This window comes from Methylobacterium persicinum (genome assembly GCF_022179525.1).
Classification (GTDB): domain Bacteria; phylum Pseudomonadota; class Alphaproteobacteria; order Rhizobiales; family Beijerinckiaceae; genus Methylobacterium; species Methylobacterium persicinum.
Genome location: NZ_BPQX01000069.1, coordinates 17,238 through 42,442, shown reverse-complemented (window position 1 = coordinate 42,442; position 25,205 = coordinate 17,238). Strand labels below are relative to the sequence as shown.

Sequence of the window (25,205 nt, the reverse complement as noted above, 5' to 3'; positions counted from 1 at the left end):
TTGCGACGGCGAGGAGGGGATTCAGAACAGATCGAGCTGCGCCCCCGGCGGCCGGAAATCCTCCGTGTTGAGGGCCATGCGGCCGAACTCGTAGCCGAGCCTTCGTCCGGCGAGGCGGACCCGCTGGCCGATCATTTCAGCATAGGGGCCCTCGCCCCGGAAACGGTGGGTGAAGCGCGAATCGTTCTCCTGGCCGCCGCGGGCCTGCCGCAGGAGCGCCAGGGCCCGCTCCCGACGCTCAGGGTAATGCTCCGCGAACCAGTCGGCCACGAGGTCCTTCACCTCCCCCGGCAGGCGCAGGAGGGCGTGGCCGATCCGGCTGGCCCCGTGCGCGCGGGCGGCCTCCAGCAGGCCTTCAATCTCGTGATCGGTGAGGCCCGGGATGATCGGCGAGACGTTGACCATCACCGGCACCCCCGCGTCCGACAGGGTCCGCATCGCCGCGAGCCGCCGGTCCGGTCGGGGCGCCCGGGGGTCGAGGCGCCGGGACAGGCGCGGATCGAGGGTCGGGAGGGAGATGGCGACGAGAATAAGGTTCCGTTCCGCCATTCCCGCAAGCAGGTCGAGGTCGCGCAGGACCAGATCGGACTTGGTGGTGAGGCCCACCGGGTGGCGGGCCTCGGCCAACACCTCCAGCACCGCGCGGGTCAGGCGATGCTCCCGTTCGATGGGCTGGTAGGGATCGGTGGCGGTGCCCAGCGCGATCGTTTCCGGCCTGTAGCCCCGGGCGCCCAATTCCCGCGCCAGGAGCCGCGCGGCGTCGGGCTTGGTGAATAGGCGCGATTCGAAATCGAGCCCCGGCGAGAGGCCGAGATAGGCATGGGTCGGCCGGGCATAGCAGTAGATGCAGCCATGCTCGCAGCCGCGATACGGGTTGAGGGACCGGTCGAACGGGATGTCCGGGGAGGTGTTGCGCGTGATCACCGATGCCGTGCGTTCAGGCCGGACCTCCGTTCGGAGAGGGGCCGGGGCGTCCGACTCCCAACCATCGTCGAACGCTTCCCGCTCGGCGGCCTCGTAGCGCCCGGCGGGGTTGGCCGTGGCGCCGCGACCGCGGCGTCCCTCGGGTCGCCCCGTGCTTCCCGCGAGGCGCCGGTCCGCGAGTCGCGCCGCCGGCCCTGGATCGCCCTCCCCCACGCGCCCCGGCCTCCCCACTTACAATGCTTGGAACATATCACGAACATAACCTCTGGTCTGCCGAAAATGCGGGCAAACCGAACGGGTTGGCCTTCCTTGCGCGGGAGCACTGTGGACGGCGGCGCAAAATGAGGTATGCGCGCGCATGCTCTCCGCCGTGACCTCCTTGGCCGATCCGGCTGATCCGGACGCGATCGACCGGCTGGCCGACACCCTCAGCGTGCTGGTCTCCGGCGTCGCGGGCGGGCTCGTGGGCGACGCCATCATCGTGGTCCCCCGGGAGGTCGCCGCCGTGGCGGCCGTGGCCGAGGCTACCGGCGCCGTCCTGGTCGTGATCGCCGGGGGCAATCCCTATGCGGCGGGGGCGGCCGTCGCCCGGCGGGACTGGATCCTGTGCCTGGAGGCCGGCGACGTGCCGGCGGAAGGGTGGATCCGCACCCTGGACCGGTTCGTCGGGATGGCGCGGCCGGACGTCGGGATCGGCCGCCTGACCCGACCGGCGCCCCTGCGGACGCGCCTGTTGGCAGCGGTCGAGGGTGTGATCGGCGCTCGCACTGTGAGAGCCGGGGATGTGGTCCGGCGGGAGGACCTCGTGGCCGGGGCGAGCGCAGGCCGGCGTCTGCGGATCCGCGCCCTGAATGGACGGATCGACCGCTCGTAGGCGACACCGGCCGAAACCCGAAAACTGTTTTCCATTCAATTCAAGTCGGTCACCCTGGCGCGGTGATCGGAACGATGCTCATTTGCCGGCAAGGACATGCTGCCTTGCCCGCTCGGACCATGGGACGATAGTGATGGAATCCACCGGCCTGATGGCGCGCAAGTCCGTCGACGACATCGTGGCGGGCGGGGAAGCGGAAGCCCAAAGCCTGTCCAAGTCCCTCGGGCCGCTCTCGATCATGGCCATGGGGATCGGCGCCATCATCGGCGCGGGCATCTTCGTGCTGACCGGGACCGCCGCGGCGCAATATGCCGGGCCGGGAATCATGCTCTCCTTCGTGCTCGGCGGTATCGCCTGCGCCTTCGTCGGCCTGTGCTACTCGGAGTTGGCGGCGCTGATCCCGGTGGCGGGGTCGAGCTACACCTACACCTATGCGACGCTCGGCGAATTCTTCGCGTGGCTGATCGGCTGGGACCTGATCCTCGAGTACGCGATGGGAGCGGCCACCGTGGCGGTGGGCTGGTCCGGCTATGTCACGAGCATCCTGAAGGATGTCGGCATCGTCATCCCCGCCCAGTTCGCCCACGCGCCGGGGACGGCGATCGAGGGCGGGGGCACCGCCCTGTTCAACCTGCCGGCCGTACTGATCGTGGCGGCCCTGACCCTGATGCTGATGCGGGGAACGAAGGAATCCGCACGGTTCAACAACGTGATGGTGGTGATCAAGCTCGCCGTCGTGCTGTCCTTCATCGGGCTGGGCTGGCGCTACACCAACAGCGCGAACTGGTCCCCGCTGATCCCGCCGAACGACGGGACGTTCGGCCATTACGGCTATAGCGGGATCCTACGGGGGGCCGGCGTGGTGTTCTTCGCCTTCATCGGGTTCGATGCGGTCTCGACGGCGGCGCAGGAGGCCAAGCGCCCGCAGAAGGACATGCCCATCGGCATCCTCGGCTCGCTGGCGGTCTGCACGGTCCTCTACGTGCTGGTGGCCGCGGTGCTCACCGGGCTCGTCCCGTTCAAGGATTTGAACGTCCCCGACCCGATCGCGAAGGGCGTCGACGCCATCGGGATCGGCTGGTTCGGGGCGCTCATCAAGCTCGGTGCCCTCACCGGGCTCACCACGGTGATCCTGGTGCTGCTCTACGGCCAGAGCCGGATCTTCTACACCATGGCCTCGGACGGCCTGCTGCCGCGGCTGTTCTCCCACGTCCACCCAACCTACCGGACGCCCTATCGCAGCCAGGCGCTGATCGGCACCTGCGTCGCCCTGGTCGCAGCCCTGGTGCCGATCAACATCCTCGGCGAGATGGTGAGCATCGGCACGCTCGCCGCCTTCTGCCTCGTCTGCGGGGCGGTCATCCACCTCCGCCGCTCCGAGAAGGGGATGAAGCGCCCGTTCCGGGCGCCGGCCGTGCCCCTTGTGCCGATCCTCGGCATATTGTTCTGCCTGCTGCTGATGGCGGGGCTGCCCCTCGACACATGGCTGCGGCTGGTGATCTGGATGGCGATCGGCCTCGTGATCTATGTCTTCTACAGCCGGCGGCATTCGGTGCTGCGCAAGCGCAACGGGACGACCGCGTAACCGCCCCGCCTCTCAATGATGGCAGGCGGTCGCGATCACCCCCGCCGCAGATGCTCGTCCAGCCGGGGCATGATCTCCACGAAGTTGCAGGGCCGGTGCCGGTAGTCGAGCTGCTGGGCGAGGATCCCGTCCCAGGCGTCCTTGCACGCCCCGGGGGAGCCCGGCAGCACGAAGATGTAGGTCGCCTTCGCCACCCCGGCGGTGGCCCGGGACTGCAGGGTCGAGGTGCCGATCTTGTCGTAGGAGATGCGATGGAACACCGCCGAGAAGCCGTCCATCCGCTTCTCGAACAGGGGTTCTAACGCCTCCGGCGTCACGTCCCGGCCGGTGAAGCCCGTGCCTCCGGTGGTGAGCACCACGTCCACCGCCGGATCGCCGAGCCACGCCTCCACCTGGGCGCGGATCCGCCCCACGTCGTCGGGGACGATGGCCCGGGCGGCGAGGCGGTGCCCGGCCTCGGTCAGGCGCCCGGCCAGGGTGTCGCCGGAGCGGTCGTCCTCCAGGCGGCGGGTGTCGGAAACGGTGAGCACCGCGATCCCCAGGGGAATGAAGCGGCGGGCAGTCGGGTCGTCGGCCATTGTACGAAGGGGTCTCCCGGTGGTGCCAGGGGATATGGGGCTGACGGCCTTCTCCGTCATTGCGAGCGCAACGAAGCAATCCAGGGAACCGCCCCATTCCCAGGCGTCCCGCTGCCCTGGATTGCTTCACTCTCGTTCGCAATGACGTCGGAGAAGTGGGATGATCCCACCCTCCCGCCTCATCCTGAGGTGCCCGCGAAAGCGGGCCTCGAAGGCCTCATCCTGAGGTGCGGCGAAGCTGCCTCGAAGGAGGGCCCCAGGGATCGCAGTGCCGTCTGGAGGGCTCCTTCGCGGCGGTATCTCAGGATGAGGGGGGTGGGTAGGACCGGTCGAAGGCGGATGCCGCACCGATCCCCCGGCCCTAGACCTCACGCAGCGCGTCGTCGTCCGCCGACACCGACGGCGGCCGGCAGCGGCTCCGGCAGGCCCGTCGGCCGCAGAATACCCTCCGCCCCCATCAGGGCGCCCTCCCGCAGTTCCAGCCCGAGGAACCGGTCGCGCTCGAACGGGCCGGGCATGGCGAGGCCGGCGGCCGGATCCTCGCGGAAGCCGAAGCGGGCGTAGTACGGCGCATCCCCCATCAGCAGGATCGCCCCGTGGCCGAGCGCCTCGGCCCGGCCGATGGCGGCCTGCATCATGACGGAGCCGAGCCCCTGACCCTGGATCGACGGATCGACGGCGAGCGGGCCCAGGAGAAGCGCCGGGCACCCCTCGCCGGCCTCGACGTGCCACAGGCGCAAGGTGCCGACGAGCCGGCCCCGGCGGGTCGCGGCGAAGGCGAGACCGCGGGCAGGCAGACGCCCCTCGCGCAGGCGCTCGGAGGTTTTGGCCCGGCGGTTGCCGGGAAAGCACGCGTCGAGCAGGCGCTCGCGCGCCGGGACGTCTTGGGGGAATTCCGAGCGGATCTCGATCACAGACGTGCCCTCCCAGGGTCGTCCCAGGTGACAGAACAGGGTTTCAAAAGGACGGGTCCTTTTGCGGGTGCAGGGCAGAGCCCTGCCAAGCCCAGGGGCTTCACCCCCGGACCCCACCAGAGGGCGTAACGCCCTCTGGACTCCCCTCAGATCACGATCTGCTGCAGGGGCGGGAAGCCGTTGAAGGCGACCGCGGCATAAGTCGTGGTGTAGGCGCCCGTTCCCTCGATCAACACCTTGTCACCGATCGAGAGCGAGACCGGCAGCGGGTAGTGCTGCCGCTCGTAGAGCACGTCCACCGAATCGCAGGTCGGGCCGGCGATCACGCAGGGCTCGGTTCGCTCGCCGTCGTGGCGGGTGCGGATCGGGTAGCGGATCGCCTCGTCCATCGTCTCGGCGAGCCCGCCGAACTTGCCGATGTCCAGGTAGACCCAGCGCACCTCGTCCTCATCCGCGGACTTCTTCGAGACCAGCACCACCTCGGCCTCGATCATCCCGGCATTGCCGACCATGCCACGGCCCGGCTCGATGATCGTCTCGGGGATCCGGTTGCCGAAATGCTTGGTCAGCGCCCGGAAGATCGCGTCGCCGTAGCTCTCCACCCCGGGCACCGCCTTCAGGTACTGGGTCGGGAAGCCGCCGCCGAGGTTGACCATCGACAGGAAGATGCCCCGCTCGGCGCACTCGCGGAAGATCGTGGCGGCCGAGGCCAGCGCCCCGTCCCACGCCTCGGTGTTGCCCTGCTGCGAGCCGACGTGGAAGGACACGCCATAGGCGGACAGGCCCTGGCGGTGAGCATGCTCCAGCACGTCGGTCGCCATTTCCGGCACGCAGCCGAACTTGCGCGAGAGCGGCCAGTCGGCCCCGGCGCCGTCGCAGAGGATGCGGCAGAACACCTGCACCGCGCCGACCTCCAGGCCCGCCGCCGTGGCGGCCCGGGCGATCTTCTCCACCTCGGCCTCGCAATCCACCGCGAACAGGCGGATGCCGTGGGCCAGGGCGCGGCCGATGCAACGCTCCTTCTTGATGGTGTTGCCGAAGGAGATTCGCTCAGGCGTGGCGCCGGCGGCGAGCACCATCTCGATCTCGGCGACCGAGGCCGTGTCGAAGCAGGAGCCCATCTCGGCGAGCAGACGCAGCACTTCCGGGGCCGGGTTCGCCTTCACGGCGTAGAACACACGGGTATCCGGCAGTGAGCGGGCGAAGGCGGTGTAGTTGTCGCGCACGACATCAAGGTCGAGGACCATCACAGGGCCCTCGTCGCGGCCGAGGTCGCGGCGCACGCGCAGGAAGTCGCGGATCCGGTCGGTCATGGTTGGCTCCCACCACGGCTCGAGAGCGCCCTCGCACGGGGCGCGTGATCGAAATCAGGCGGCTTCGCAGGCCGCCGGCGTCAGGGGGCGATGCGTCGCGCGGACTCGGTGTGCTGTGGAGACGCACCAGTCCGGCGGGCGCAGAGCACCCGGAAGCTGCCGTGGATTGGAAGGGAGAATCCCCACCGCACGCCGGGCAAAGAGAAACAAGCCTCTTCGGTGCCGACCTTTGGAGGGTCGGCGAGACCAAAAAAGCCCGTTCGTCGTTGCTTTAAGCTGCGTCCCCCGTGGAGAGCGGGGTTCGCCGGTTTCGCCTCCGGCTGCCGGTTGTTGTCGGGGTCCGGTGTTGCCACCTGGATTGCCGGAAGCGGGGGATCCACCCCCACGACCATCGATCCTAAGACCCCTGGCGGCTGTCCGGCAGTTGACCGGATACCCACCAACCGACACGCGGCCACAGGCACGTGCGAAATTGGGCAGGGCGGACATAAGGGCAGACGCCCCGGACATCAAGACCGGATTGTGCCCTATCCTTAAAATACAACTCGCTCCCGCCCCGGTGTTGCAGAAGCGCAGCAGATAGCCTGTTCACCCTTTCCAAGCGCACCGGTTCGGGGCATCTCCCTCCGGCAGGCGGATCCGACGGACGGGCGATGGCAGGGCCGACAGGACGGAAGTCGAGACGATCGCGGGCCACGGCGTGAACGCGCCCGTGAAAGCGCCTCCGCGTGATCCGCAACCGGCACGTCCGGTGCCGGAGCTGCGGCCGGCCACCCTCGGCGACCTCGACGCCCTGGTCGCCCTGGAGCACGCCGCCTTCGCCACGGACCGGGCGGAACGGCGGGCCATCCGCCACGCCATCCGTTCTGCCACGATGGACGTGCTCGTGGCCCTCATCGACGGGGACATGCTCGTCGGTGCGGCAGTCCTGGAGCGGCGCAAGGTCAGCCGCATCGCCCGCCTCGCCTCGATTGCCGTGGCGCCGAACCGGGGGGGCCTCGGCCTCGGCGGTAAGCTTTTGGATGCGGCGGAGGAGACCGCCCGCGGACATGGCTGCGAGCGCCTGCGTCTGGAGGTCCGCGCTGACAACGGGGCCGGCATCCGCCTCTACGAACGCCGGGGCTACACCCGGTTCGCGGTGCGGCCGGACTATTATGAGGACGGGATGGAGGCGTGGCGCTACGAGCGGCGGCTCTGAGCCCGCGGCTCACTCGTCGTCGTCATCGGCCTCGCCGTTGAGGCCGTTGATCCGTGCCTTGAGCACGTTCGACGGCTTGAACACCATGACCTGACGGGGCTCGATCGCCACCTCGACGCCCGTCTTCGGGTTGCGGCCGACGCGCCGCCCCTTGCTCCGCACCACGAACGAACCGAACGAGGAGAGCTTCACCGTCTCGCCATTGGCGAGACAGGTGCAGATCTCGGACAGGACGGTCTCGACGAGAGCGGCCGACTCGGTCCGCGACAGCCCGACCTGATGGTAGACGGCCTCACTCAGGTCGGCACGCGTCACCGTCTTCCCCGCCATTCCTGGTCCCCTCGCCGTCTCAATCCGTGCCCAGCCGGACAGATACACGGCTGCACCGCACTGCCCGTCTAGCCGTATCTCTATGATCCGCCACGCTAATCCGCCGCAACCGCCCGGTCAACCGCGGTCGGGCCACCCGTCCTCTCGTTACGACAGGGCCTACCAGCGGATCAGCGCCGCGCCCCAGCTGAAGCCGCCACCGATGGCTTCGATCATCACGAGGTCGCCCGGCTTGATGCGGCCGTCCCGGACGGCCACGTCGAGGGCCAGGGGGATGGAGGCGGCAGAGGTGTTGCCGTGGCGATCCACGGTCAGCACGATCTTCTCGCGGGCGATGCCGAGCTTGTCGGCGGAGGCCTCGATGATCCGTCGGTTGGCTTGGTGGGGCACGAACCAGTCGAGGTCGGAGGCGGTCAGGCCCGCCTTGTCGAAGGCGTCGGCGATCACGTCGGTGACCTGCCCGACGGCGAAGCGGAAGACCTCCCGGCCCTCCATGCGCAGATGGCCCACGGTGCCCGTCGAGCCGGGGCCGCCATCCACGAAGAGCTTTTCCCGGTAGCGCCCGTCCGAGCGCAGGGACGAGGAGAGCACACCCCGCTCCCCGTCCTCCCGGGCCTCCAGCACGACCGCCCCCGCCCCGTCGCCGAACAGGACGCAGGTGGTCCGGTCCTCCCAGTCGAGGATGCGGGAGAAGGTCTCCGCACCGATGACCAGGGCACGCGTCGCCGCCCCGGTGGCGATGAACTTGTCGGCGGTGGTGACGCCGAAGACGAAGCCGGCGCAGACGGCCTGGAGGTCGAAGGCCGCCCCCTGGCCGATGCCGAGGGCCGCCTGGATCTCCGTGGCCGTGGCCGGGAAGGTGTGGTCCGGCGTCGAGGTCGCGCAGATCACGAGGTCGATCGCCTCCGGGCCGAGCCCTGCCGCGTCGAGGGCGGCCTGGGCGGCACGGGTGCCCAGCGTCGAGGTGGTCTCGTGCGCGGCAGCGATGTGGCGCTGCCGGATGCCGGTCCGCTGGACGATCCACTCGTCCGACGTTTCGACCCGCTCGGCGAGCATCGCGTTGGTGACCGCCCGCTCGGGCAGGCACGAGCCGGTGCCGACGACGACGGAACGCAGAACTGACATCGCTTGGTCCTTTCCGGCGGCCCCGCGGAGGGCCCGCCCGTCTCCGGTGCTCGGCTCAGGCCGGGGCCAGGGCCGGCGTCTGGTCGAGCATGTCGCGGATGGTGCGGATCATGTCGTGGCGCGCCATGTCATGGGCGAGGTCGATGGCGGCAGCGAAGCCCGCGGCGTTCTCCGAACCGTGGCTCTTCACGACGATACCCTCAAGCCCGAGGAAAACCCCGCCGTTGGCCCGGCTCGGGTTCATCTTGTCCCGGAGCGCCCGGAAGGCGTGGCGGGCGAAGAAGGCACCGATCTTGGCGGAGAGGGTCCGCGTCATGGCCGAGCGGAGGTAGGTTCCGATCTGCTTGGCGGTGCCCTCGGCGGTCTTGAGGGCGATGTTGCCCGTGAACCCCTCGGTGACGACCACGTCCACGGTGCCCTTGCCGAGGTCGGTGCCCTCCACGAACCCGTGATAAGCGAGGCCCGCCGCGTCCATTTCCCGCAACATCCGGGCGGCTTCCTTCACCGCCTCGTTGCCCTTCATCTCCTCGGTGCCGACGTTGAGCAGGCCCACCGTCGGCTTGTCGAGGTCGAAGACGATCCGGGCCATGGCCGAGCCCATCACCGCCATCTCCACGAGGTGCTCGGCATCGGTGCCGATGGTCGCGCCGACATCGAGGACGACGCTCTCACCCCGCACCGTCGGCCACAGGCAGGCGATGGCCGGCCGCTCGATCCCCGACATGGTCTTCAGGCAGATCTTCGACATCGCCATCAGCGCGCCGGTATTGCCGGCAGAGACGCAGGCATCGGCCTGCCCGTCCCGCACGGCTTGGACCGCCTGCCACATGGAGGACTTGCCCCGGCCGTGGCGCACCGCCTGGCTGGGCTTGTCGTCCATGGCCACGGCGACGGTGGTGTGGCGGATCTCGACGCAGTCCTTCAGACGGGGCTCCTTCGCCACCATCGGCGCGAGGACGGCCTCGTCGCCGAACAGCAGGAAGGTCATGCCGGGATGGCGCTCGCGGGCGATGGCGGCGCCGGGCACCACGGTGGCGGGGCCGTGGTCGCCGCCCATGGCGTCGAGCGAGATGCGGACGCGGTCGGACATCGGTTCTGGTTCGCGGCCTCGGCGGGAAAGGATCCGGCGGCGCAGGACGGGCCGCCGGGCGCGGCGGACCATAGCGATGCCCGCCGCATGGGCAAACGAATTCGGTGGGGGTTCGGGTCCCGCCCCGCGCAGGCCGGGGGGCGCCGTCGGGTCAGGCGTCCCCGTCGCGCAGCCGGCGCAGGACGTCGAAGGGCCCCGTCTCCGGCCCGGCCGCGGGCACTTCAAAGCTCACGCCGGGCTTGCGCGGATACGGGTCGAGGCCGAGCGCCAGGAACTCCGCGGTGAGGGTGCCGAGGTCGATCCGCCCGTTGACGATCGGATCGGGGGGCTCCGGCGCGCCCTCGACGGTGCCCTCCTCAGGCTCCTCCGGCGGGGGCGCATCGCTGTATACGACCTCCACCGGCTCCCTCACCTCAGACTCGAAGGGCTCCAGCGTCACCGTGCAGACCTGGGTCACGGTCGCCTCCACCGTCCCGGTGACGGTGAGCCGGCTCAGCATTCCCGTGATCACAAAACGGCCGACGAGGTCGCGCACCTCCGGGATGCCGAAATCCCTGGCGAGGGCAGCGCATTCCTCCGGGCTCGCCTCGACGGAAACCTCCGCCCGCCCGCGGGGCAGGCGGCCGACTTCGATGGGGCGGGACAGGGGGGAGGCGGGGGACACGCTCATACCGGTCGTTCTTCGTTGGCACGGGCCGCCCCGAAGGCGCCCGGATCGGGGAAGGGAGGGCCCGGGTCGAGGATCGACGCCAGGTCGGCTTGGGCCAGCGCCGCCTCGGCGGCACGGACATAGGCGGCAAGCCCCGCCGCGTCGGCGGAGGGCACGGTGGCCAGGGGGTTGCGCAGGAGGGCCGCCCGCAGGAGCGCGTCGCCCTCCCCGGCCGGTGAGTCGAGGGCCGCATCGTAGCTCCGGGCCCGGCCGTAGAAAGCCATGGCGAGCTTCTTCATCCGCTTGCCCACACCGACATCGCTGACGCCGAGTTCCCGGACGTTGGCGTCGAGGCTCGCGAAGACCGCGTCCACGAGCTCCTGGGCGAGGTCGGCGGCGGGGGGCGGCAGCCGGTTGAGCCGCCGCAGGACGAGGTAGACATGCAGGCACAGGGCCTCGAACCGGCCCTCCACCGTGTCCGGCACGTGAAGGGCCGTGTAGAGGCCCGGCTGCCGGGCCGCGGCGGCGATGGCCGCGTGCAGGGCCGCGACGGGACGGCGGCGGTCCGGCCCGCGCCGGAAGAGCCGGGCGATCACGGGGATGCCTCCTGGCGGAGTGAGAGCGGTCGGCCGGGGATGTGTGGCCGAGCTTGCCTTGTCAAAGCCATATCACCGCGGTAGGCCAACCCACGCCCAGGGCGCAAGCGCTGCCGCACCTCCCGTGCCGGTGGTCGGCTGCGTCCGGGCCGTCAACCGATTGCTTGGGGGGCCGATGCGGCGCCGTCTCGTCTCGTCTTTCGCGCGCCTTGCTCTGCTCGGCCTCGTCGGCGCAGGTCTGTCAGGCTGTATCGGCGAGGAGCTGCGCCACGGCTATCAGGTGGATCAGGCGGCCCTGGCCACGGTGAAGCCCGGCATGGCGCCGGAGCAGGTGCTCCAGATCCTGGGCACGCCTTCCACCGTCTCCACCGTCGGCAACAAGTCCTGGTACTACATCTCGCAGAACACCACCCGGACGGTGATGTTCCTCGGCGAGCAGGTCGACGACCAGAAGGTCATCGCGGTCTACTTTACGCCTGGGTTCAAGGTCGAGCGCGTGGCGCTTTACGGCTTGCAGGACGGCAAGGTGTTCGACTTCATCGAGCGCACGACGCCCACCAGCGGCCAGGACCGGGCCTTCCTCAGCCAGCTCTTCCGCGGCCTCACCCGCTACGAGCCGTTCGGCTCGGGCTCCGGCGCGAGCATCGTGCCCGGCGCCAACCGCGGCCAGTAAGGCCCTCCCGGCGCTCCGTCATCGCCGCGCGCGGAGCGCGGCGCCTTCGGATGACCCCGATCCCCCCGCGAAGGCGGGGGTTCGTCCCAGCGCGGCCGGTATCACCTCGTCCGGCGACCCGAACAGATGGTCCGGGCCCAGGGCAGCCAGCGCCGGCCCGTCCGTGTAGCCCCAGGCCACGGCCCCGAAGGCGCAGCCGGCCGCCCGGGCAGCCTCGTGGTCCCGGATCTCGTCGCCGACGCACAGCACCCGGCCCGGTGGCAGGCGCGTGGCCGCCACGAGCCGCCGCAGCCGCCGCGCCTTGCCGAAGACCGAGGCGCCGCAGGACCACCGGGCGATCCGCCCCGCCTGTTCCGGCCCCAGCACCCGCCGCACCACGTCCTCCCGGTTCGAGGACAGGACCGCGAGTTCCACCCCCGCATCGGCGAGGCCTGCGAGCATCGCCCCAATCCCCGGGAACAGGCGGAGGCTGTCGGCGTCCCGCGCGGCGAGGCCGTGCATGTGCCGGGCGATGAGCGGGACCTTCCAGCGCGGGATGCCGAGATGGCGCAGGATCTCCCGCGCGCCGAGGCGCCGCAAATTCTCGACCTCGTCCGCCGAGACCCGGCGGAAGCGATAGCGGTCGGCGACGCCGTTCAGCACGGAGCCGAACCAGCCGAAACTGTCGGCCAGCGTCCCGTCGAAGTCGAGGACGACCAGGGCGTAGGGCGGCGGGCGGTCCAGGGGGTTGCCGTCAGTGCCGGAGATTGTCCACCGGCACGTCGAGGCGCATCACGAGGCCCTCCGGCGCCCAATCGTGGTCCAGCAAACCGTCGAGCTGGCCGGCGACGCTGCGCTCCGCGAGCACGGTGCCGAAGCCTTTTCGCGAGGGGGGCGCCGTGACGGGGGGACCGCCGCTCTCGGACCAAATCAGGGTATAGCGCCCGTCCACATGGCGTCCGGTCAGGGCGACCTGCCCCCCCGCCTGGGAGAGGCCCCCGTATTTCACCGCGTTGGTGGCCTGCTCGTGCATGATGAGCGCGAGCGCCGTGGCGGCCCGCTCGCCGATGGCGACATCGTCGCCGCTGATCGCCACCCGCTCCCGGCCGTTCTCGACATATGCCGCCATCAGGAGGCGCATGAGGCCCAGCACCGTCTGCGCCGCCACGGAGGGGGCGCTATCGGGCGAATGAGGGCGGACGTATTCGTGGGCCCGGGCCAGGGCGCCCAGGCGCTCGCGGAAGGCCGCAGCGAAGGGTTTGGCGGCGGGGTCGCTCCGGGCGGTCAGGGCGGCCAGACCGCCCACGACGGCGAAGATGTTCTTGATCCGGTGGGACAATTCACGGATCAGCAGGTCCCGGGCTTCCTCGGACCGTTTCGCGTCCCGGAGGTCCCGGCTGACGGTGGCGTAGCCGGCGAGGGTGCCCGCCGCGTCGCGGATGGGGAAGATCGCCGAATGCACGGCGATGCTCTCGTCTGTCGTCCGGTGTTGGAGGGCGAGCTCCCCTTCCCACCAGCCGTCGCGGCGCACCGCCGGCATGACGGTGTCGGCCAGAAGCCGCCGGCTTTCCGGGGCGAAGAGATCGATCATCGTCACCGCGCGGGCCGCCGTGCGGTCGGGCAGGCCGATCAGGGCGAGGGCGGCCTCGTTCAGGTGGCTGACCCGCCCGTCGTCGAAGGCGAGGCCGATGAAATCCTTGGACGCCTCCACGATCGCCGCGAGTTGGTGGGCCTCCCCCTCGGCGCGCTTCAGGTCGTCGATGTCGGTGCAGGTGCCGAACCAGCGTTCGATCCGCCCCTCCGAATCGCGGAGCGGTATCGCCCGCCCGAGGGTCCACCGGTAGGCGCCGCTGTGGTGGCGCAGACGGTACTCGATCTCGTAGGGCTCGCCGGTGGCCAGGGAATGCCGCCAGCGGCTCCAGGCCCGCTCCTGATCGTCCGGGTGGAACACGTCGTTCCAGCCCACGCCGTCTGTGGAGCCCTGGGGGACGCCGGTGAACTCGTACCACCGATCGTTGTAGTAGTCGTGGAAACCGTCGGGCAGGGTGGTCCAGACCATCTGCGGCATGGCCGAGGTCATCACCCGGAAGCGGCGCTCGCTGGCGGCGAGTTCGGCCTCGCGCCGGGCCACGAGGCCGAGCGCCCGGCGGTGCTCGAACAGGGTCGAGACCTGCCGCGCCAGGGCGGCGAGGGTCGTCTTCTGGGCGCTGGTGAGGCCTTCCGGACGGGGCTTGTAGTCCAGCACGCAGACGGCGCCGAGGAAGACGCCGCCCCGGCCGGGAATGCCCGCGCCCGCATAGAACCGGAAGCCGTCCTGCGTGACGAGGGGGCCGTCCGCGGTCCGCGGATCCAGGGTGAGATCGGGAATGGTGAGTTCACCACCCTCGGCGAGCGTGTGGACGCAGATCGTCCGCTCGAGGCCGAGTTCCCGGATGCCGAGCCCGACTTCCGCCTTGAACCATTGCCGGTCGGCATCGAGGAGGCTGACGAGGGCGATGGGGGCGTTGCAGACATGGGCGGCGACGGAGGCGAGGTCGTCGTAGGCCCGCTCGGGCGCCGTATCGAGGATGCCGAGTTCGTGGAGCTCCGCCACCCGATCCGCGGCTTCCCGCCGGGAGTCGGCCAATTCTGGGACGGCGCAGGCGCCGGGCTTCGGCTGAGTCATGATCTGCGCCTGACATAGCCATGGCGAAGCTGCCTGCCTAGGGCGGGACACGAAAAAGCGAAGTCCGGCCGTGGGCTAACCGTGAGTCTGCGCAGTCATCGCCCGGCCGATCCGGACCCCGAAGGCCGTCCGGAACCGGGCAGCCCGCGCCTCGGGCTGCTCCCGCTGGAGAGAGCGCCGCACCGGTCGGGCGCGGCGCTCTCGCAGGCCGTCAGGCCGCCTTCGATTCGGCCAGCGTCGGGTAGTCGACGTACCCTTCCGGCCCCTGCGAGTACCAGGTCGAGGCCTCGTCCTTGGTGAGCGGCGCGCCCTTGGCGAAGCGCTCCGGCAGGTCCGGGTTGGCGATGAAGGTCCGGCCAAAGGCGATGGCGTCGGCTTCGTTCCGGTCCAGGGCCTCCTGGCCGCTCTTGCCGTCGTAGTCGGCGTTGAGAATCAGGGGCGCGCGGAACACCTTGCGCATGGCCGGGGCGATCGGCGGGTGGTCGGCCTTGCCGAAGGTGCCGTCGGGCCCGGGCTCGCGCATTTCCAGGAAGGCGATGCCGATCTCGTCGAGCGCCTTCGCGGCGGCGACGAACAGCGGCTCGGGGTTCGAATCGTTGGTGCCCTGGATGGCGCCGTTGGGCGACAGGCGGACGCCCGTGCGCTCGGCCCCGGCGACCTTGGTCACCGCCTGCGTCACCTCCCGGAGCAGGCGGACGCGGTTCTCGATGGAGCCGCCATACTCGTCGGTGCGGAGGTTGGTGCCGTCCCGGAGGAATTCATCGATCAGGTAGCCGTTCGCGGCATGGATCTGCACCCCGTCGAACCCGGCGGCGAGGGCGTTGGCGGTGGCCGTCTCGTAGTCGGAGAGCAGCCGCGGGATTTCGGAGACCTCCAGGGCACGGGCCTGGGAGTAGGGCTTCTTGCCGTCGTAGGTGTGGGCGTGGTCCGGCGCTGTCGTCGCCGAGGACGAGACCGGCGGCTTGCCGCCGAGGAAGTCCGAATGGACCATCCGGCCCATGTGCCAGATCTGGCAGACGATCTTTCCGCCGTGGTCGTGGACGGCCTTCACCACCGGGCGCCACGCATCGACCTGCGCATCCGACCAGATGCCCGGCGCGAAGGGCCAGCCGAGGCCTTCCTGCGAGATGCCGGTGGCCTCGGTGAGGATCAGGCCGGCGCCGGCGCGCTGCGTGTAGTACTGCGCCATGATCGGCGTCGGCACGTGCTCGCGGGTCGCCCGGCCGCGGGTGAGCGGGGCCATGAAGATCCGGTTCTTCGCCTCGATGGCGCCGATACGGATCGGATCGAACAAGGACGGCATGCTGGATCGTCTCGCTGCTGGGCCGGCGGACCGCCGACCGGGGGGAAGTTCGTGTGCCCGCCGAGATGGGGCCGAGCCGGGGACCTGCCAGGGCGCAGTGCACAATGGGCGCACCCGCCGGGCCGGGACCCGGTCGCCGCCGGGCGGTGAATCGGTTATTGTAACGGCCGTTACGGTGACTAGATCTGTAACGGGCACTACAGCGCGTCAAGGCTGCCCCGGCCACTCGCGCGCCGGATGTGCGCCACAACACCGGGCGCCGGGTCAGGGTCCGGGACACGAGACCGAGCAGGCGATGACCGCCATCATTCCCCCGAAAAATGAGACTCTCCCGAAGGCCAAGGGCCGCCCCCGCAGCTTCGACCGGGCGCAGGCCCTTCACCGGGCGCTGGAGGTGTTCTGGACCCGGGGCTACGGGCCGGCGACCATGGCGGAGCTTTGCGCGGCGATGGGGATCAACCCGCCGAGCCTTTACGCCGCCTTCGGCAACAAGGCCTCCCTCTTCCTGGAGGCGGTGGAGCATTACGAGACGACCTACTGGGCGGCCCCCTGGCGCCGCCTCAAGGAGGAGCCCGACCTGCGCCGGGCGCTGGAGCGGTTCCTGTGCGAGGCGGCGGCGATCCTGTCGATGCGGGACGTGCCCTGTGGCTGCGTGGTGGTGCTGGCCACCGCCAACGTCGCGCCGGAGGCCCAGGACATCTGCGACGCCATGAAGACCCTGCGGGAGGCCAGCCGCACCGGCTTCCAGCGCCGCTTCGAGCAGGCCGTGACCGCCGGCGATTTGCCGCCGGACGCGGATGTCGCGGCGCTCGCCGCGGTGTTCACGGCGGTGCTCCAGGGCATGTCGGTGCAAGCCCGGGACGGCGCCCCCCGGGAGGAACTGGAGCGCATCGCCCGGACATCCCTAGCGATGCTGCCGGCGCCTGGCTTGTCGCCAAACCCGTCATTGCGAACGCAGTGAAGCAATCCAGGGCAACGGGCGGATTCCGACCGTGCACGTCCCTGGATTGCTTCGCTTCGCTCGCAACGACGGCGTGGGAGGGACGGGGCGCCGGCGCGAAAGAGCTTGCGCCGGCCTTGCCTCAAGCGTGCGACAGCACCGCCAGCAGCAGCAGGGCGATGATGTTGGTAATCTTGATCGCTGGGTTCACGGCCGGGCCGGCGGTGTCCTTGTAGGGGTCGCCGACCGTGTCGCCCGTCACGGCAGCCTTGTGGGCCTCGGAGCCCTTGCCGCCGTGGTGGCCGTCCTCGATGTACTTCTTGGCGTTGTCCCAGGCGCCGCCGCCGGAGGTCATCGAGATCGCCACGTACAGGCCGGTGATGATCACCCCGAGCAGCATCGCGCCGACCGTGGCGAAGGCCTGCGACTTTCCGGCGATGGGCTGGATCACGAAGAACAGCACGATCGGCGACAGCACCGGCAGCAGCGAGGGGACGATCATCTCCTTGATCGCCGCCCGGGTCAGCATGTCGACGGCCCGGCCGTAATCCGGCCGGTCGATGCCCTGCATGATGCCGGGCTTCTCCCGGAACTGGCGGCGGACCTCCTCCACCACCGCCGAGGCGGCGCGGCCGACCGCGGTCATGGCGATGCCCGCGAAGAGAAACGGGATCAGGCCGCCGAGCAGCAGGCCGACGACGACGTAGGGGTTCGAGAGCGAGAAATCGACGCTCACGCCCTGGAAGAAGCGGTACTGGGTCGGGCTCGCGTTGGCGGTGAAGTAGTTCAGGTCCGAGGTGTAGGCCGCGAACAGAACCAGGGCGCCGAGACCGGCCGAGCCGATGGCGTAACCCTTCGTCACCGCCTTGGTGGTGTTGCCCACCGCGTCCAGCGCGTCCGTCGACTTGCGCACGTCCGGGGGCAGGCCGGCCATCTCGGCGATGCCGCCGGCATTGTCGGTGACCGGGCCGAAGGCGTCCAGCGCCACGATGAACCCCGCAAGCGCCAGCATGGCCGTGACCGCGATGGCGATGCCGAACAGCCCGGCGAGCGCGTAGGTGCCGATGATGCCGGCCACGATGACGATGGCCGGAAGGGCGGTCGATTCGAGCGAGATCGCCAGCCCCTGGATCACGTTGGTGCCGTGACCGGTCACCGAGGCGTCGGCGATGGACTTCACCGGCCGGAAGTTCGTGCCGGTGTAGTATTCGGTGATCACCACGATCAGCGCGGTGATGGCGAGCCCGATCACCGCGCAGCCGAACAGGCCGCCCGCCGTGAAGGTCACCCCCGTCGAGGTGGTGAACGCCGTGGAGAACCCGCCGAGCAGGGTCCACGTCACCGCGGCGATGGCGACGATGGAGAGAAGGCCCGCGGTGATCAGCCCCTTGTAGAGGGCGCCCATGATCGACTGGTTGGCGCCGAGCCGCACCGCATAGGTGCCGGCGATGGAGGTGACGATGCAGGCCGCGCCGATGGCCAGCGGGTAGAGCATCATCGGCTCCAACACCGCCCGTCCGGTTCCGGAGGGGCCGGAGAAGAAGATCGCCGCCAGCACCATCGTGGCGACCACCGTCACCGCGTAGGTTTCGAACAGGTCGGCGGCCATGCCCGCGCAGTCACCCACGTTGTCGCCGACGTTGTCGGCGATGGTGGCGGGGTTGCGCGGGTCATCCTCCGGGATCCCGGCCTCGACCTTGCCGACGAGGTCGCCGCCGACATCCGCGCCCTTGGTGAAGATGCCGCCGCCGAGGCGGGCGAAGATCGAGATCAAGGAGGCGCCGAAGCCCAGCGCCACCAGGGCGTCGATCACCTCACGGCTCGACGGGTCGAGCCCGGCGCCGCGGGTGAGGACGAGGTAGTAGAGGGCGACGCCCAGCAGGGCGAGGCCCGCCACCAGCATCCCCGTCACCGCCCCGGACTTGAACGCCACGTCGAGGCCGGCGCCCAGCGAGAAGGACGAGGCCTGCGCGGTGCGGACGTTGGCGCGCACCGAAACGTTCATCCCGATGAAGCCCGCCGCCCCCGAGAGCACGGCGCCGATCAGGAAACCGATGGCGACCTTCAGGCCGAGGAACACCGCCAGCGCCACGAACAGCACGATGCCGACGATGCCGATGGTGAGGTACTGCCGCTTCAGATAGGCCTGCGCGCCCTCGGCGATCGCCCCCGCGATCTCCTGCATGCGCTGTGTGCCCGCGTCGCGCTTCATCACGTCGGTGATCGTGACGATGCCGTAGGCGATGGCGCACAGCCCTCCTACGATGATCAGAATCAGGGGAAGCATTCGACCGTCCTTGGGTGTCTGGTGCCTGGCTGGGGCTTGTCGTTGGCGAGCTCGGCCGGAGGGGCCGCGGGACGTGGCGCTCGGTTTCGGGGATTCCTTCCCAGAACCATGCATTGATTGCCAAACTTCACCGCAGAGCGCAAACGAGACCTTCGGATAGTGGTCTTTATGGTGCGTTGCGAAATAAAACCGCTTTGCCGGCACGCGGTTTTCGCAAATGCGAGGTCTTAAGACTTGGGATGTTTTCGAGAAGCCTCCTCCTGCCCGGGGGGATCGTCGTGAAATCAAGGCGTGCCTTCACCTCCCCGCCGTCATTGCGAGCGAGGCGAAGCAATCCAGGGCAGCGGGACGTTTTACGACCGTGGCGGGCCCCTGAATTGCTTCGCTCCGCTCGCAAAGACGGGGTCGGCGACGGCCCCCTTCGCTGAGAGGACGGCGTCGCTCAGAAGTGACTGAACGCGCCCGCCCCGAAGCGGCGATGGGTGCCGTCGGGCATGGCGAAGACCGGCGTGCGGTCGCCTGCCACCACCGTCCCCACGGGGGTCATGGGGATGCCGGCCCCGCTGCATTCGGCGAGGAAGGCGTCCAGGGCCTCCGGCGGAAGCGCGCAGAGCACTTCGTAATCGTCGCCCCCGGTGAGGATCGGAACGATCAGTTCCGGCTCGGTGGCCAGCGCCGCCGCGGCGGCGGGGGAGAGAGGGATGGATCCGGCCTCGACGAGGGCGCCGCGCCCCTCGCCCAGCATCTTGGCGAGGTCGCCCGCGAACCCGTCCGACACGTCCATCGCCGCGCGGGCGTACCGCCGCAGGAGCAACGCTAGGGCGAGGCGAGGGCGGGGATGGAGGTAGCGGTCGGCGAGATGGTCACGCATCCCGCCGTCGAGGGTGGTCGCCCAGGGGGGATCCCGGCGCAGGAGCAGGCCCAGGGCCCCGTCGCCGATGGTGCCGCCGACGCAGAGCCGGTCGCCGACCCGGGCGGTCGTCCGCCGCACCATGCCGCCCGCGGGCACCTCGCCGAAAGCCGTGACGCCAATCAGCGCCGGGCCGCCGGAGCGGACGGTGTCCCCGCCCAGCAGCGGGCAGGCCGCCGCAGCCGCAGCCACGCCGAGCCCCTCCGCGAAGGCCGAGAGCCAGCCCTCCGTCCAGTCGTCGGGCAGGGCCAGGGTCAGCAGGAAGCCCCGGGGCGCCGCGCCCTTGGCGGCCAGATCCGACAGGTTCACCCCCAGGGCCTTGCGGGCGATGGAGGCGGGAGGATCGTCGGGGAAGTAGTGGACACCCGCCACGACCGCGTCGGCCGTGAGAACGAGGTCGCAGCCCGGCGAGGGGGTGAGGGTCGCCGCGTCGTCGCGCATCCCGTCGGCGCCCGGCCCCGCCAGGGGCGCGAAGTAGCGGGCGATCAGCCCGTCCTCGCTGGCCCGGGGCGCCTGCCCGGCCATGCCTAGGCCCGCTTCGGCCCGGGCTTGCCGGACTCGGCCTTCTCCGCGACTTCCGTCGGCCGCACCTGCCGGGCAAGGCGGTCGAGGACGGCGTTGACGAGCCCCGGCTCGTCGGCGCTGTAGAAGGAGTGGGTCACGTCCACATACTGCGAGATCGCCGCCCGGGCCGGCACGTCGGGGCGGAACATCAGCTCATAGGCGCCCGCCCGCAGGATGGCCCGGAGCACCGTCTCGATCCGCCGCAGGGGCCAGCCTTCGCTCAGGGCGCCATCGAGCTGCACGTCGATCGCGCGCTGTTCATCGACCACCCCGCGCAGGAGGTCCCGGAAGAAGGCCGTCTCCGCGGGCGGATGGAGGATGCCGTCCACCTCGCGACCGATCCAGTGGGCCTCGAACTCGGCAAGCGCGTCGAGGACGCCCTTGCCGGAGATGTCCATCTCGTAGAGCGCCTGAACCACCGCGAGGCGGGCGCCACTGCGGGGGTTGATCGCGGGGGCCTTGCCCTCGGAGGCCTCGGCCATGGGGTTCTCCGTCATCGCGTCGTGCCCCCCGCGGCCCGCTTGATGGCGAGGACGGCGAGCGCCGCCTCGGCCGCGCCGCCGCCCTTGTCCATCTCCTCGACCCGGGCGCGGGCCCAGGCCTGCTCCTCGGTCTCGACGGTGAGGATGCCGTTGCCCAGGGGGATCTTCCGGTGAACGGAGAGATCCATCAGGGCGCGGGCGCTCTCCCCCGCGACGATGTCGTAATGGCCGGTCTCGCCGCGGATCACGCAGCCCAGCGTCACCACGGCGTCGTAGCTGCCTGTCTCGAACAGGATCGCCACGGCGGCGGGGATCTCCAGGGCGCCGGGCACGGTGACGACCTCCGCCACCGCGCCGGCCGCCGCGATGGCGGCGCGGGCGCCCTTCAAGAGTTCGTCGGCGAGGCCGTCGTAGTAGCGGGCCTCGACGACGAGGATGCGGGCTCCGGCGACCGTCGGGTCGGCGGGGCGGCGCGCCGGCTCGGCGCGGGTATGGGCGACCATGGCTCTCGTCCGGCCGGGGAAAGGGATGGCGGGGGTTAGACCGAAGCGGCCGCCGCCACAAGCGGCAGCGGCATCATACCCGCCTCACGGCGTGAGAGGCGGCAGGGGGCGCGGTGCCCCCTCCGGCAGGGCCGTGCGGGCGACGTTCATCGTCATGGCGAGCAACGCGTAGTAGCCGTTGATGCCGGTGAGGTCGATGGCACCCTGTTCGCCGAACCGGGTGACGACGGCGGCGTAGGTCGGGTCGCTCACCGCGCGGTGGCGCTGCAATTCCATCGAGAAATCGTAGGCCAGGGCCTCGTCCCCGCTCATCGCGGCGGGGCGGCGTCCCTCGGCGATGGCCTGCGCGGTCTCGGGGGCGACGCCGGCCTTGAGGGCGATCGGGTGGTGGATGTGCCACTCCACCTGCTGGCTCCATTCCCGGGCGACGATGAGGATCGTGAACTCGCTCACCCGGAGGGGAAGGACGCTGTTGTAGCGCAGGTACAGCCCCATCCGGCTCGCGCACTGCATCAGCTCGGGGCTGCGCAGGAGCGGCGTGAACGGCCCGAAGACCGGCACGCCCCGCTCGGCCTGGAACGCCGCGGCGGCGATCTGCTGCGCCTCGGTCAAGGCCTCGGCCGGGAGTTCCGGCATCCGGTCGGAGGGCGTCGCGTCGTTCATTCCTCGTCGTTCCTGTTCAAGCAGGCCGCAATGCCTCTTGGACGGCCTTCGGCGCCCGGTCGATGACCAGAAGATAAGCGCGCGTGGGGCCTTCCGGCTGGCGCGACCCCTGCTCCCAATGACGCAACGTGTTCACGGAGAAGCCGAAACGCCCCGCAAATTCCTCTTGGGTCATATCTAGCTTGGCGCGGATCGCCTTCACGTCGATTCGTTCGGGTATGTGAACGCGATAATCGCCCTCGGCCGCCGTGCCATCGACGTAAGCGATGGCCTGTTCAAGGCCCCGGCGGATGCTGTCGGCCACCGCGCTCATTGGTTCCTCCCCTTGAACATCGCCGTCAGCAGGGCCGTCAGCTGCTTCAGATCGTTACGGTCCTGTTGAGTGAGGTCGTCCCGGTCGTTCTTTGCGTATGCGGTCAAAGCGAAGAGCGGCATCCCCGCATCGTGGTAGTAGTAGATCACCCGCGCGCCGCCGCTCTTGCCCCGGGCCTCCAGGCCCCAGCGCAGCTTCCGGATGCCCCCGGTGCCCTGCACGAGATCGCCCGCCAACGGGTTGTAGGCGATGTAAAATCCACCAACAGCGCCCGTTCCTCGTCGCTCATCAGCTTGCGCGTCGCCGACAGGAATTCAGGGGTCTCCACAACGCAGATGGGGATGACCCTCGGCATTGAATGACTAATCCATTGGATGAGTTGTTACAATCAAAAAGCGCCGACTTACCCCTCGAACGGGACGTGCCCCTCGCTCACTCCCGCTCGTCCGAAAAATGCCGGGCCAGGACGGCCCGCACCTGGGCGACCATGTCGAGTTCGGGGCAGGAGAACTGGGCCGGGCGGGCGGCCTTCCATTCGGCGTTGCTGGCGATGTTCTCGGCGGCGCGGGCGCCCTCGATCAGGTCCTTGATCTGGACCTCGCCGGCCAAGCGCTCGTTCGACCCCTGGATCACCGCCACCGGCGCCCGGCGGCGGTCTGCGTACTTCATCTGGGCCTTCATCCCCGCCGTGCCGAGGTAGAGCTCGGCCTTGATGCCGTCGGCCCGCAGCAGCGCCACGAGGCGCTGGTAGTCGGCCATGTTCTCCCGGTCGAGGACGAGCACCACCACCGGGCCCGGCGCGGTGGTGCCGGCGAGCAGGGGGCTCTTCACCAGTTGCAGGGCCGAGAACAGGCGCGACACGCCGATGGAGAAGCCCGCCGCCGGCACCGGCTCGGAGCGGAAGCGTCCGACCAGCCCGTCGTAGCGCCCGCCGCCGGCGACCGAACCGAAGCGCACGGTCTGCCCGTCCTCGTTGGTGACCGGGAAGGTCAGCTCGGCCTCGTAGACCGGGCCGGTGTAATATTCGAGGCCGCGGACCACGCTCGGGTCGGCCCGGATCACGTCGTGGCCATAGCCCGCCGCCGCGCAGAGCCGCATCATGGCGTGCAATTCGGCGATGCCCTCGCGGCCGGTCTCGGACTCGCCCACCGCCGCGTGCCAGCCCGCGAAGAAGCGCTCCCAGAACGCCACCCGGTCGGCGCCCTCGCCCGGATCCGCCTGGAGGGAGACGTAGGCCAGGATGCGCTCAGCCGCCTCCGGGGGCAGCCCGGCGCCCTTGGTGTAATCGCCGCTCTCGTCCTTGCGGCCGGTGCCGAGCAGGTCGCGGACGCCGTCGACACCCAGGCGGTCGAGCTTGTCGATGGCCCGCAGCACCGTGAGGCGTTGGGCGGCCTTGTCGGCGCCCGCGAGGCCGGCGGCCTCCATCACCCCGTCGAGCACCTTGCGGTTATTGACCTTCACCACGAACTGCCCGGCGAGGCCGAGGCGGTTCAGGGTGTCTGCCATCAGCATGCAGATCTCGGCATCCCCCGCCACGGTGGGCGCCCCGACGATATCCGCGTCGAACTGCATGAACTGGCGGAAGCGGCCCGGCCCCGGCTTCTCGTTGCGGAAGACGTAGCCGGCGCGGTAGCTCCGGTAGGGCTTGGGCAGGGAATCGAAGTGCTCGGCCACGAACCGGGCGAGCGGCGCGGTCAGGTCGTAGCGGAGCGACAGCCACGCCTCGTCGTCGTCCTGGAAGGAGAAGACGCCCGCATTCGGCCGGTCGAGGTCCGGCAGGAACTTGCCCAGCGCCTCGGTGTATTCCACGAAGGGCGTTTCCAGGGCCTCGAAGCCGTAGAGCTCGAAGCTCGTCCGGATCGTCTCCAGCATCCGGCCCTGCGCGGCGATCTCGTCGGCGCGGCGGTCGACGAAGCCCCGGGGCAGGCGGGGCTTGAGGGTGTCGGCCCGGTTCTCGGCCTTCGACATGGTGTGATCGTTCGCTTCCCGCAGGCGCCTTCGCAGGCGCCGCTGCTGTCGTATCCTGGCCCAGGCGGCCGTTCCCCCGGGCTCTAACGCAGGCGGTCGGGGAGCGGCAAGCGGGCGTCAGTACGGCGCGTTGAGCTTCACCCAGAGCAGGACGGCGAGGCTCACCACCGCGATCGGCATCTGGATGGGGCGGAGCCGGGCATGGGCGAGGGGCACGGAGCCCGACCGTGCCTCGATGGGATCGAGCACCGCCACCAGGGCATAGCCGAGGATCAACATGGCCAGCCCGATCACCACCTTGCCCAGCACCGCGGAGAACAGGCTCCCGAGGCCGAGACCGTAGAGCACCAGCATCGTCACCATCTGCGACAGGCGCGGCCCGCCTTCCGTGCGGAAGCTGACGCCCCGGTGGACGCCGGCGAGGAAGCACAGGATCGAGGCGGAATAGAGCAGCGTGCACAGGGCCACGAGGTAGTCGAGGGGCTGCCCCTGGAGCCACCACGCCACGGCCGCGCCCGCCGCGATGGGCAGCATTGGGCCAAAGCCGAACACGATATCGAGCCAGGGGATCCGGCGGGGTTCGCGGGCGACAATGGTGCGGCCCGTGGCGTCGTCGTGCATGGAACGGTCTCTCACAGTCTGCATCGGCTCCGGCGCGGGGCCCCCGCCCGGCCTTTCGCCGCGACGCCGTGAACGGGACGGGCAACGGGCTCGGGCGGACCGGGTTCCGCCCTCCCCTTCGCCGCTAACGGCCGGCAGGGCGAGGGAGGGTCTTGAGA

The 25,205-nt window shown here is 70.3% G+C and carries 26 protein-coding genes; 5 read left to right on the top strand and 21 right to left on the bottom strand.

The window, feature by feature from the left end:
- Positions 1 to 21: 21 nt before the first annotated feature.
- Positions 22 to 1,137, bottom strand: a complete 1,116-nt coding sequence (locus MFF22_RS23380; RefSeq protein WP_238253087.1) for a PA0069 family radical SAM protein — start codon at positions 1,135 to 1,137, stop codon at positions 22 to 24.
- A 145-nt stretch (positions 1,138 to 1,282) separates the two neighbouring features.
- On the opposite strand from MFF22_RS23380, the gene MFF22_RS23375 reads away from it, so the two are divergent.
- Positions 1,283 to 1,798 (top strand): hypothetical protein, encoded by a 516-nt coding sequence (locus MFF22_RS23375; protein ID WP_238253085.1) that lies wholly within the window; start codon positions 1,283 to 1,285, stop codon positions 1,796 to 1,798.
- Positions 1,799 to 1,931: 133 nt separating this feature from the next.
- Positions 1,932 to 3,383: an amino acid permease gene (locus tag MFF22_RS23370; protein WP_238253084.1), complete on the top strand. Its 1,452-nt coding sequence runs from the start codon at positions 1,932 to 1,934 to the stop codon at positions 3,381 to 3,383.
- A gap of 35 nt (positions 3,384 to 3,418) precedes the next feature.
- Here the strand turns inward: MFF22_RS23370 and moaB are convergent, their stop codons facing one another.
- The 3 genes from moaB to MFF22_RS23355 form a co-directional block, all read right to left on the bottom strand.
- The gene (moaB, locus tag MFF22_RS23365) at positions 3,419 to 3,961 is read right to left on the bottom strand and encodes a molybdenum cofactor biosynthesis protein B (RefSeq protein ID WP_238253083.1); all 543 of its coding nucleotides are present in this window, start codon (positions 3,959 to 3,961) and stop codon (positions 3,419 to 3,421) included.
- A 368-nt stretch (positions 3,962 to 4,329) separates the two neighbouring features.
- Positions 4,330 to 4,875, bottom strand: a complete 546-nt coding sequence (locus tag MFF22_RS23360) for a GNAT family N-acetyltransferase (RefSeq protein ID WP_238253082.1) — start codon at positions 4,873 to 4,875, stop codon at positions 4,330 to 4,332.
- Between the two features lie 146 nt (positions 4,876 to 5,021).
- Entirely contained in the window at positions 5,022 to 6,188 is a 1,167-nt protein-coding gene (locus MFF22_RS23355) for a type III PLP-dependent enzyme (protein WP_238253081.1), read from the bottom strand.
- Positions 6,189 to 6,939: 751 nt separating this feature from the next.
- Here MFF22_RS23355 and MFF22_RS23350 point away from each other — a divergent pair.
- On the top strand, positions 6,940 to 7,386 hold the full coding sequence (locus tag MFF22_RS23350; protein ID WP_238253080.1) for a GNAT family N-acetyltransferase: 447 nt from the start codon (positions 6,940 to 6,942) through the stop codon (positions 7,384 to 7,386).
- 9 nt (positions 7,387 to 7,395) lie between these two features.
- Here MFF22_RS23350 and MFF22_RS23345 read toward each other — a convergent pair whose 3' ends face one another.
- The 5 genes from MFF22_RS23345 to MFF22_RS23325 form a co-directional block, all read right to left on the bottom strand.
- Positions 7,396 to 7,716, bottom strand: a complete 321-nt coding sequence (locus MFF22_RS23345; protein ID WP_238253079.1) for an integration host factor subunit alpha — start codon at positions 7,714 to 7,716, stop codon at positions 7,396 to 7,398.
- A gap of 159 nt (positions 7,717 to 7,875) precedes the next feature.
- Positions 7,876 to 8,841 (bottom strand): beta-ketoacyl-ACP synthase III, encoded by a 966-nt coding sequence (locus MFF22_RS23340; protein ID WP_238253078.1) that lies wholly within the window; start codon positions 8,839 to 8,841, stop codon positions 7,876 to 7,878.
- A gap of 55 nt (positions 8,842 to 8,896) precedes the next feature.
- Entirely contained in the window at positions 8,897 to 9,931 is a 1,035-nt protein-coding gene (gene plsX, locus MFF22_RS23335) for a phosphate acyltransferase PlsX (protein ID WP_238253077.1), read from the bottom strand.
- A gap of 151 nt (positions 9,932 to 10,082) precedes the next feature.
- The gene (locus MFF22_RS23330) at positions 10,083 to 10,601 is read right to left on the bottom strand and encodes a YceD family protein (RefSeq protein WP_238253076.1); all 519 of its coding nucleotides are present in this window, start codon (positions 10,599 to 10,601) and stop codon (positions 10,083 to 10,085) included.
- A complete protein-coding gene (locus MFF22_RS23325) occupies positions 10,598 to 11,176 on the bottom strand; it encodes a ubiquinol-cytochrome C chaperone family protein (RefSeq protein ID WP_238253075.1) in 579 nt (192 codons plus the stop codon). Before MFF22_RS23325 ends, MFF22_RS23330 begins: the two co-directional genes overlap by 4 nt.
- A gap of 175 nt (positions 11,177 to 11,351) precedes the next feature.
- Between MFF22_RS23325 and MFF22_RS23320 the strand changes: the two genes are divergently transcribed.
- Complete coding sequence (locus tag MFF22_RS23320; protein ID WP_238253074.1) at positions 11,352 to 11,849, top strand: outer membrane protein assembly factor BamE; 498 nt, start codon at positions 11,352 to 11,354, stop codon at positions 11,847 to 11,849.
- Between the two features lie 18 nt (positions 11,850 to 11,867).
- Here the strand turns inward: MFF22_RS23320 and MFF22_RS23315 are convergent, their stop codons facing one another.
- From MFF22_RS23315 to MFF22_RS23305, 3 genes are all read right to left on the bottom strand, one after another.
- Positions 11,868 to 12,491: an HAD hydrolase-like protein gene (locus MFF22_RS23315; RefSeq protein ID WP_370877492.1), complete on the bottom strand. Its 624-nt coding sequence runs from the start codon at positions 12,489 to 12,491 to the stop codon at positions 11,868 to 11,870.
- A 91-nt stretch (positions 12,492 to 12,582) separates the two neighbouring features.
- A complete protein-coding gene (locus MFF22_RS23310) occupies positions 12,583 to 14,493 on the bottom strand; it encodes a PAS domain-containing protein (RefSeq protein ID WP_238253073.1) in 1,911 nt (636 codons plus the stop codon).
- Between the two features lie 211 nt (positions 14,494 to 14,704).
- Positions 14,705 to 15,796, bottom strand: a complete 1,092-nt coding sequence (locus MFF22_RS23305) for an alkene reductase (RefSeq protein ID WP_238253072.1) — start codon at positions 15,794 to 15,796, stop codon at positions 14,705 to 14,707.
- A gap of 295 nt (positions 15,797 to 16,091) precedes the next feature.
- Here MFF22_RS23305 and MFF22_RS23300 point away from each other — a divergent pair, with 295 nt between their 5' ends.
- On the top strand, positions 16,092 to 16,757 hold the full coding sequence (locus MFF22_RS23300; RefSeq protein ID WP_238253071.1) for a TetR/AcrR family transcriptional regulator: 666 nt from the start codon (positions 16,092 to 16,094) through the stop codon (positions 16,755 to 16,757).
- Between the two features lie 121 nt (positions 16,758 to 16,878).
- Here MFF22_RS23300 and MFF22_RS23295 read toward each other — a convergent pair whose 3' ends face one another.
- From MFF22_RS23295 to MFF22_RS23255, 9 genes are all read right to left on the bottom strand, one after another.
- Complete coding sequence (locus MFF22_RS23295; RefSeq protein WP_238253070.1) at positions 16,879 to 19,023, bottom strand: sodium-translocating pyrophosphatase; 2,145 nt, start codon at positions 19,021 to 19,023, stop codon at positions 16,879 to 16,881.
- A 442-nt stretch (positions 19,024 to 19,465) separates the two neighbouring features.
- A complete protein-coding gene (thiL, locus tag MFF22_RS23290; protein WP_238253068.1) occupies positions 19,466 to 20,458 on the bottom strand; it encodes a thiamine-phosphate kinase in 993 nt (330 codons plus the stop codon).
- A 2-nt stretch (positions 20,459 to 20,460) separates the two neighbouring features.
- On the bottom strand, positions 20,461 to 20,979 hold the full coding sequence (gene nusB / locus MFF22_RS23285) for a transcription antitermination factor NusB (protein ID WP_370877493.1): 519 nt from the start codon (positions 20,977 to 20,979) through the stop codon (positions 20,461 to 20,463).
- An 11-nt stretch (positions 20,980 to 20,990) separates the two neighbouring features.
- Positions 20,991 to 21,482: a 6,7-dimethyl-8-ribityllumazine synthase gene (ribH, locus tag MFF22_RS23280; protein ID WP_238253065.1), complete on the bottom strand. Its 492-nt coding sequence runs from the start codon at positions 21,480 to 21,482 to the stop codon at positions 20,991 to 20,993.
- 84 nt (positions 21,483 to 21,566) lie between these two features.
- Positions 21,567 to 22,145, bottom strand: a complete 579-nt coding sequence (locus tag MFF22_RS23275; protein ID WP_238253064.1) for a carboxymuconolactone decarboxylase family protein — start codon at positions 22,143 to 22,145, stop codon at positions 21,567 to 21,569.
- 16 nt (positions 22,146 to 22,161) lie between these two features.
- On the bottom strand, positions 22,162 to 22,458 hold the full coding sequence (locus tag MFF22_RS23270; RefSeq protein ID WP_238253063.1) for a helix-turn-helix domain-containing protein: 297 nt from the start codon (positions 22,456 to 22,458) through the stop codon (positions 22,162 to 22,164).
- The gene (locus MFF22_RS23265) at positions 22,455 to 22,694 is read right to left on the bottom strand and encodes a type II toxin-antitoxin system RelE/ParE family toxin (protein ID WP_238253062.1); all 240 of its coding nucleotides are present in this window, start codon (positions 22,692 to 22,694) and stop codon (positions 22,455 to 22,457) included. The genes MFF22_RS23270 and MFF22_RS23265 overlap by 4 nt, the downstream gene beginning before the upstream one ends.
- 196 nt (positions 22,695 to 22,890) lie before the next feature.
- On the bottom strand, positions 22,891 to 24,426 hold the full coding sequence (gene hisS / locus MFF22_RS23260; protein ID WP_238253061.1) for a histidine--tRNA ligase: 1,536 nt from the start codon (positions 24,424 to 24,426) through the stop codon (positions 22,891 to 22,893).
- Between the two features lie 117 nt (positions 24,427 to 24,543).
- Positions 24,544 to 25,047, bottom strand: coding sequence for a DUF3429 domain-containing protein (locus MFF22_RS23255; RefSeq protein ID WP_238253060.1), 504 nt, complete (start codon positions 25,045 to 25,047; stop codon positions 24,544 to 24,546).
- Between the last annotated feature and the right edge of the window lie 158 nt (positions 25,048 to 25,205).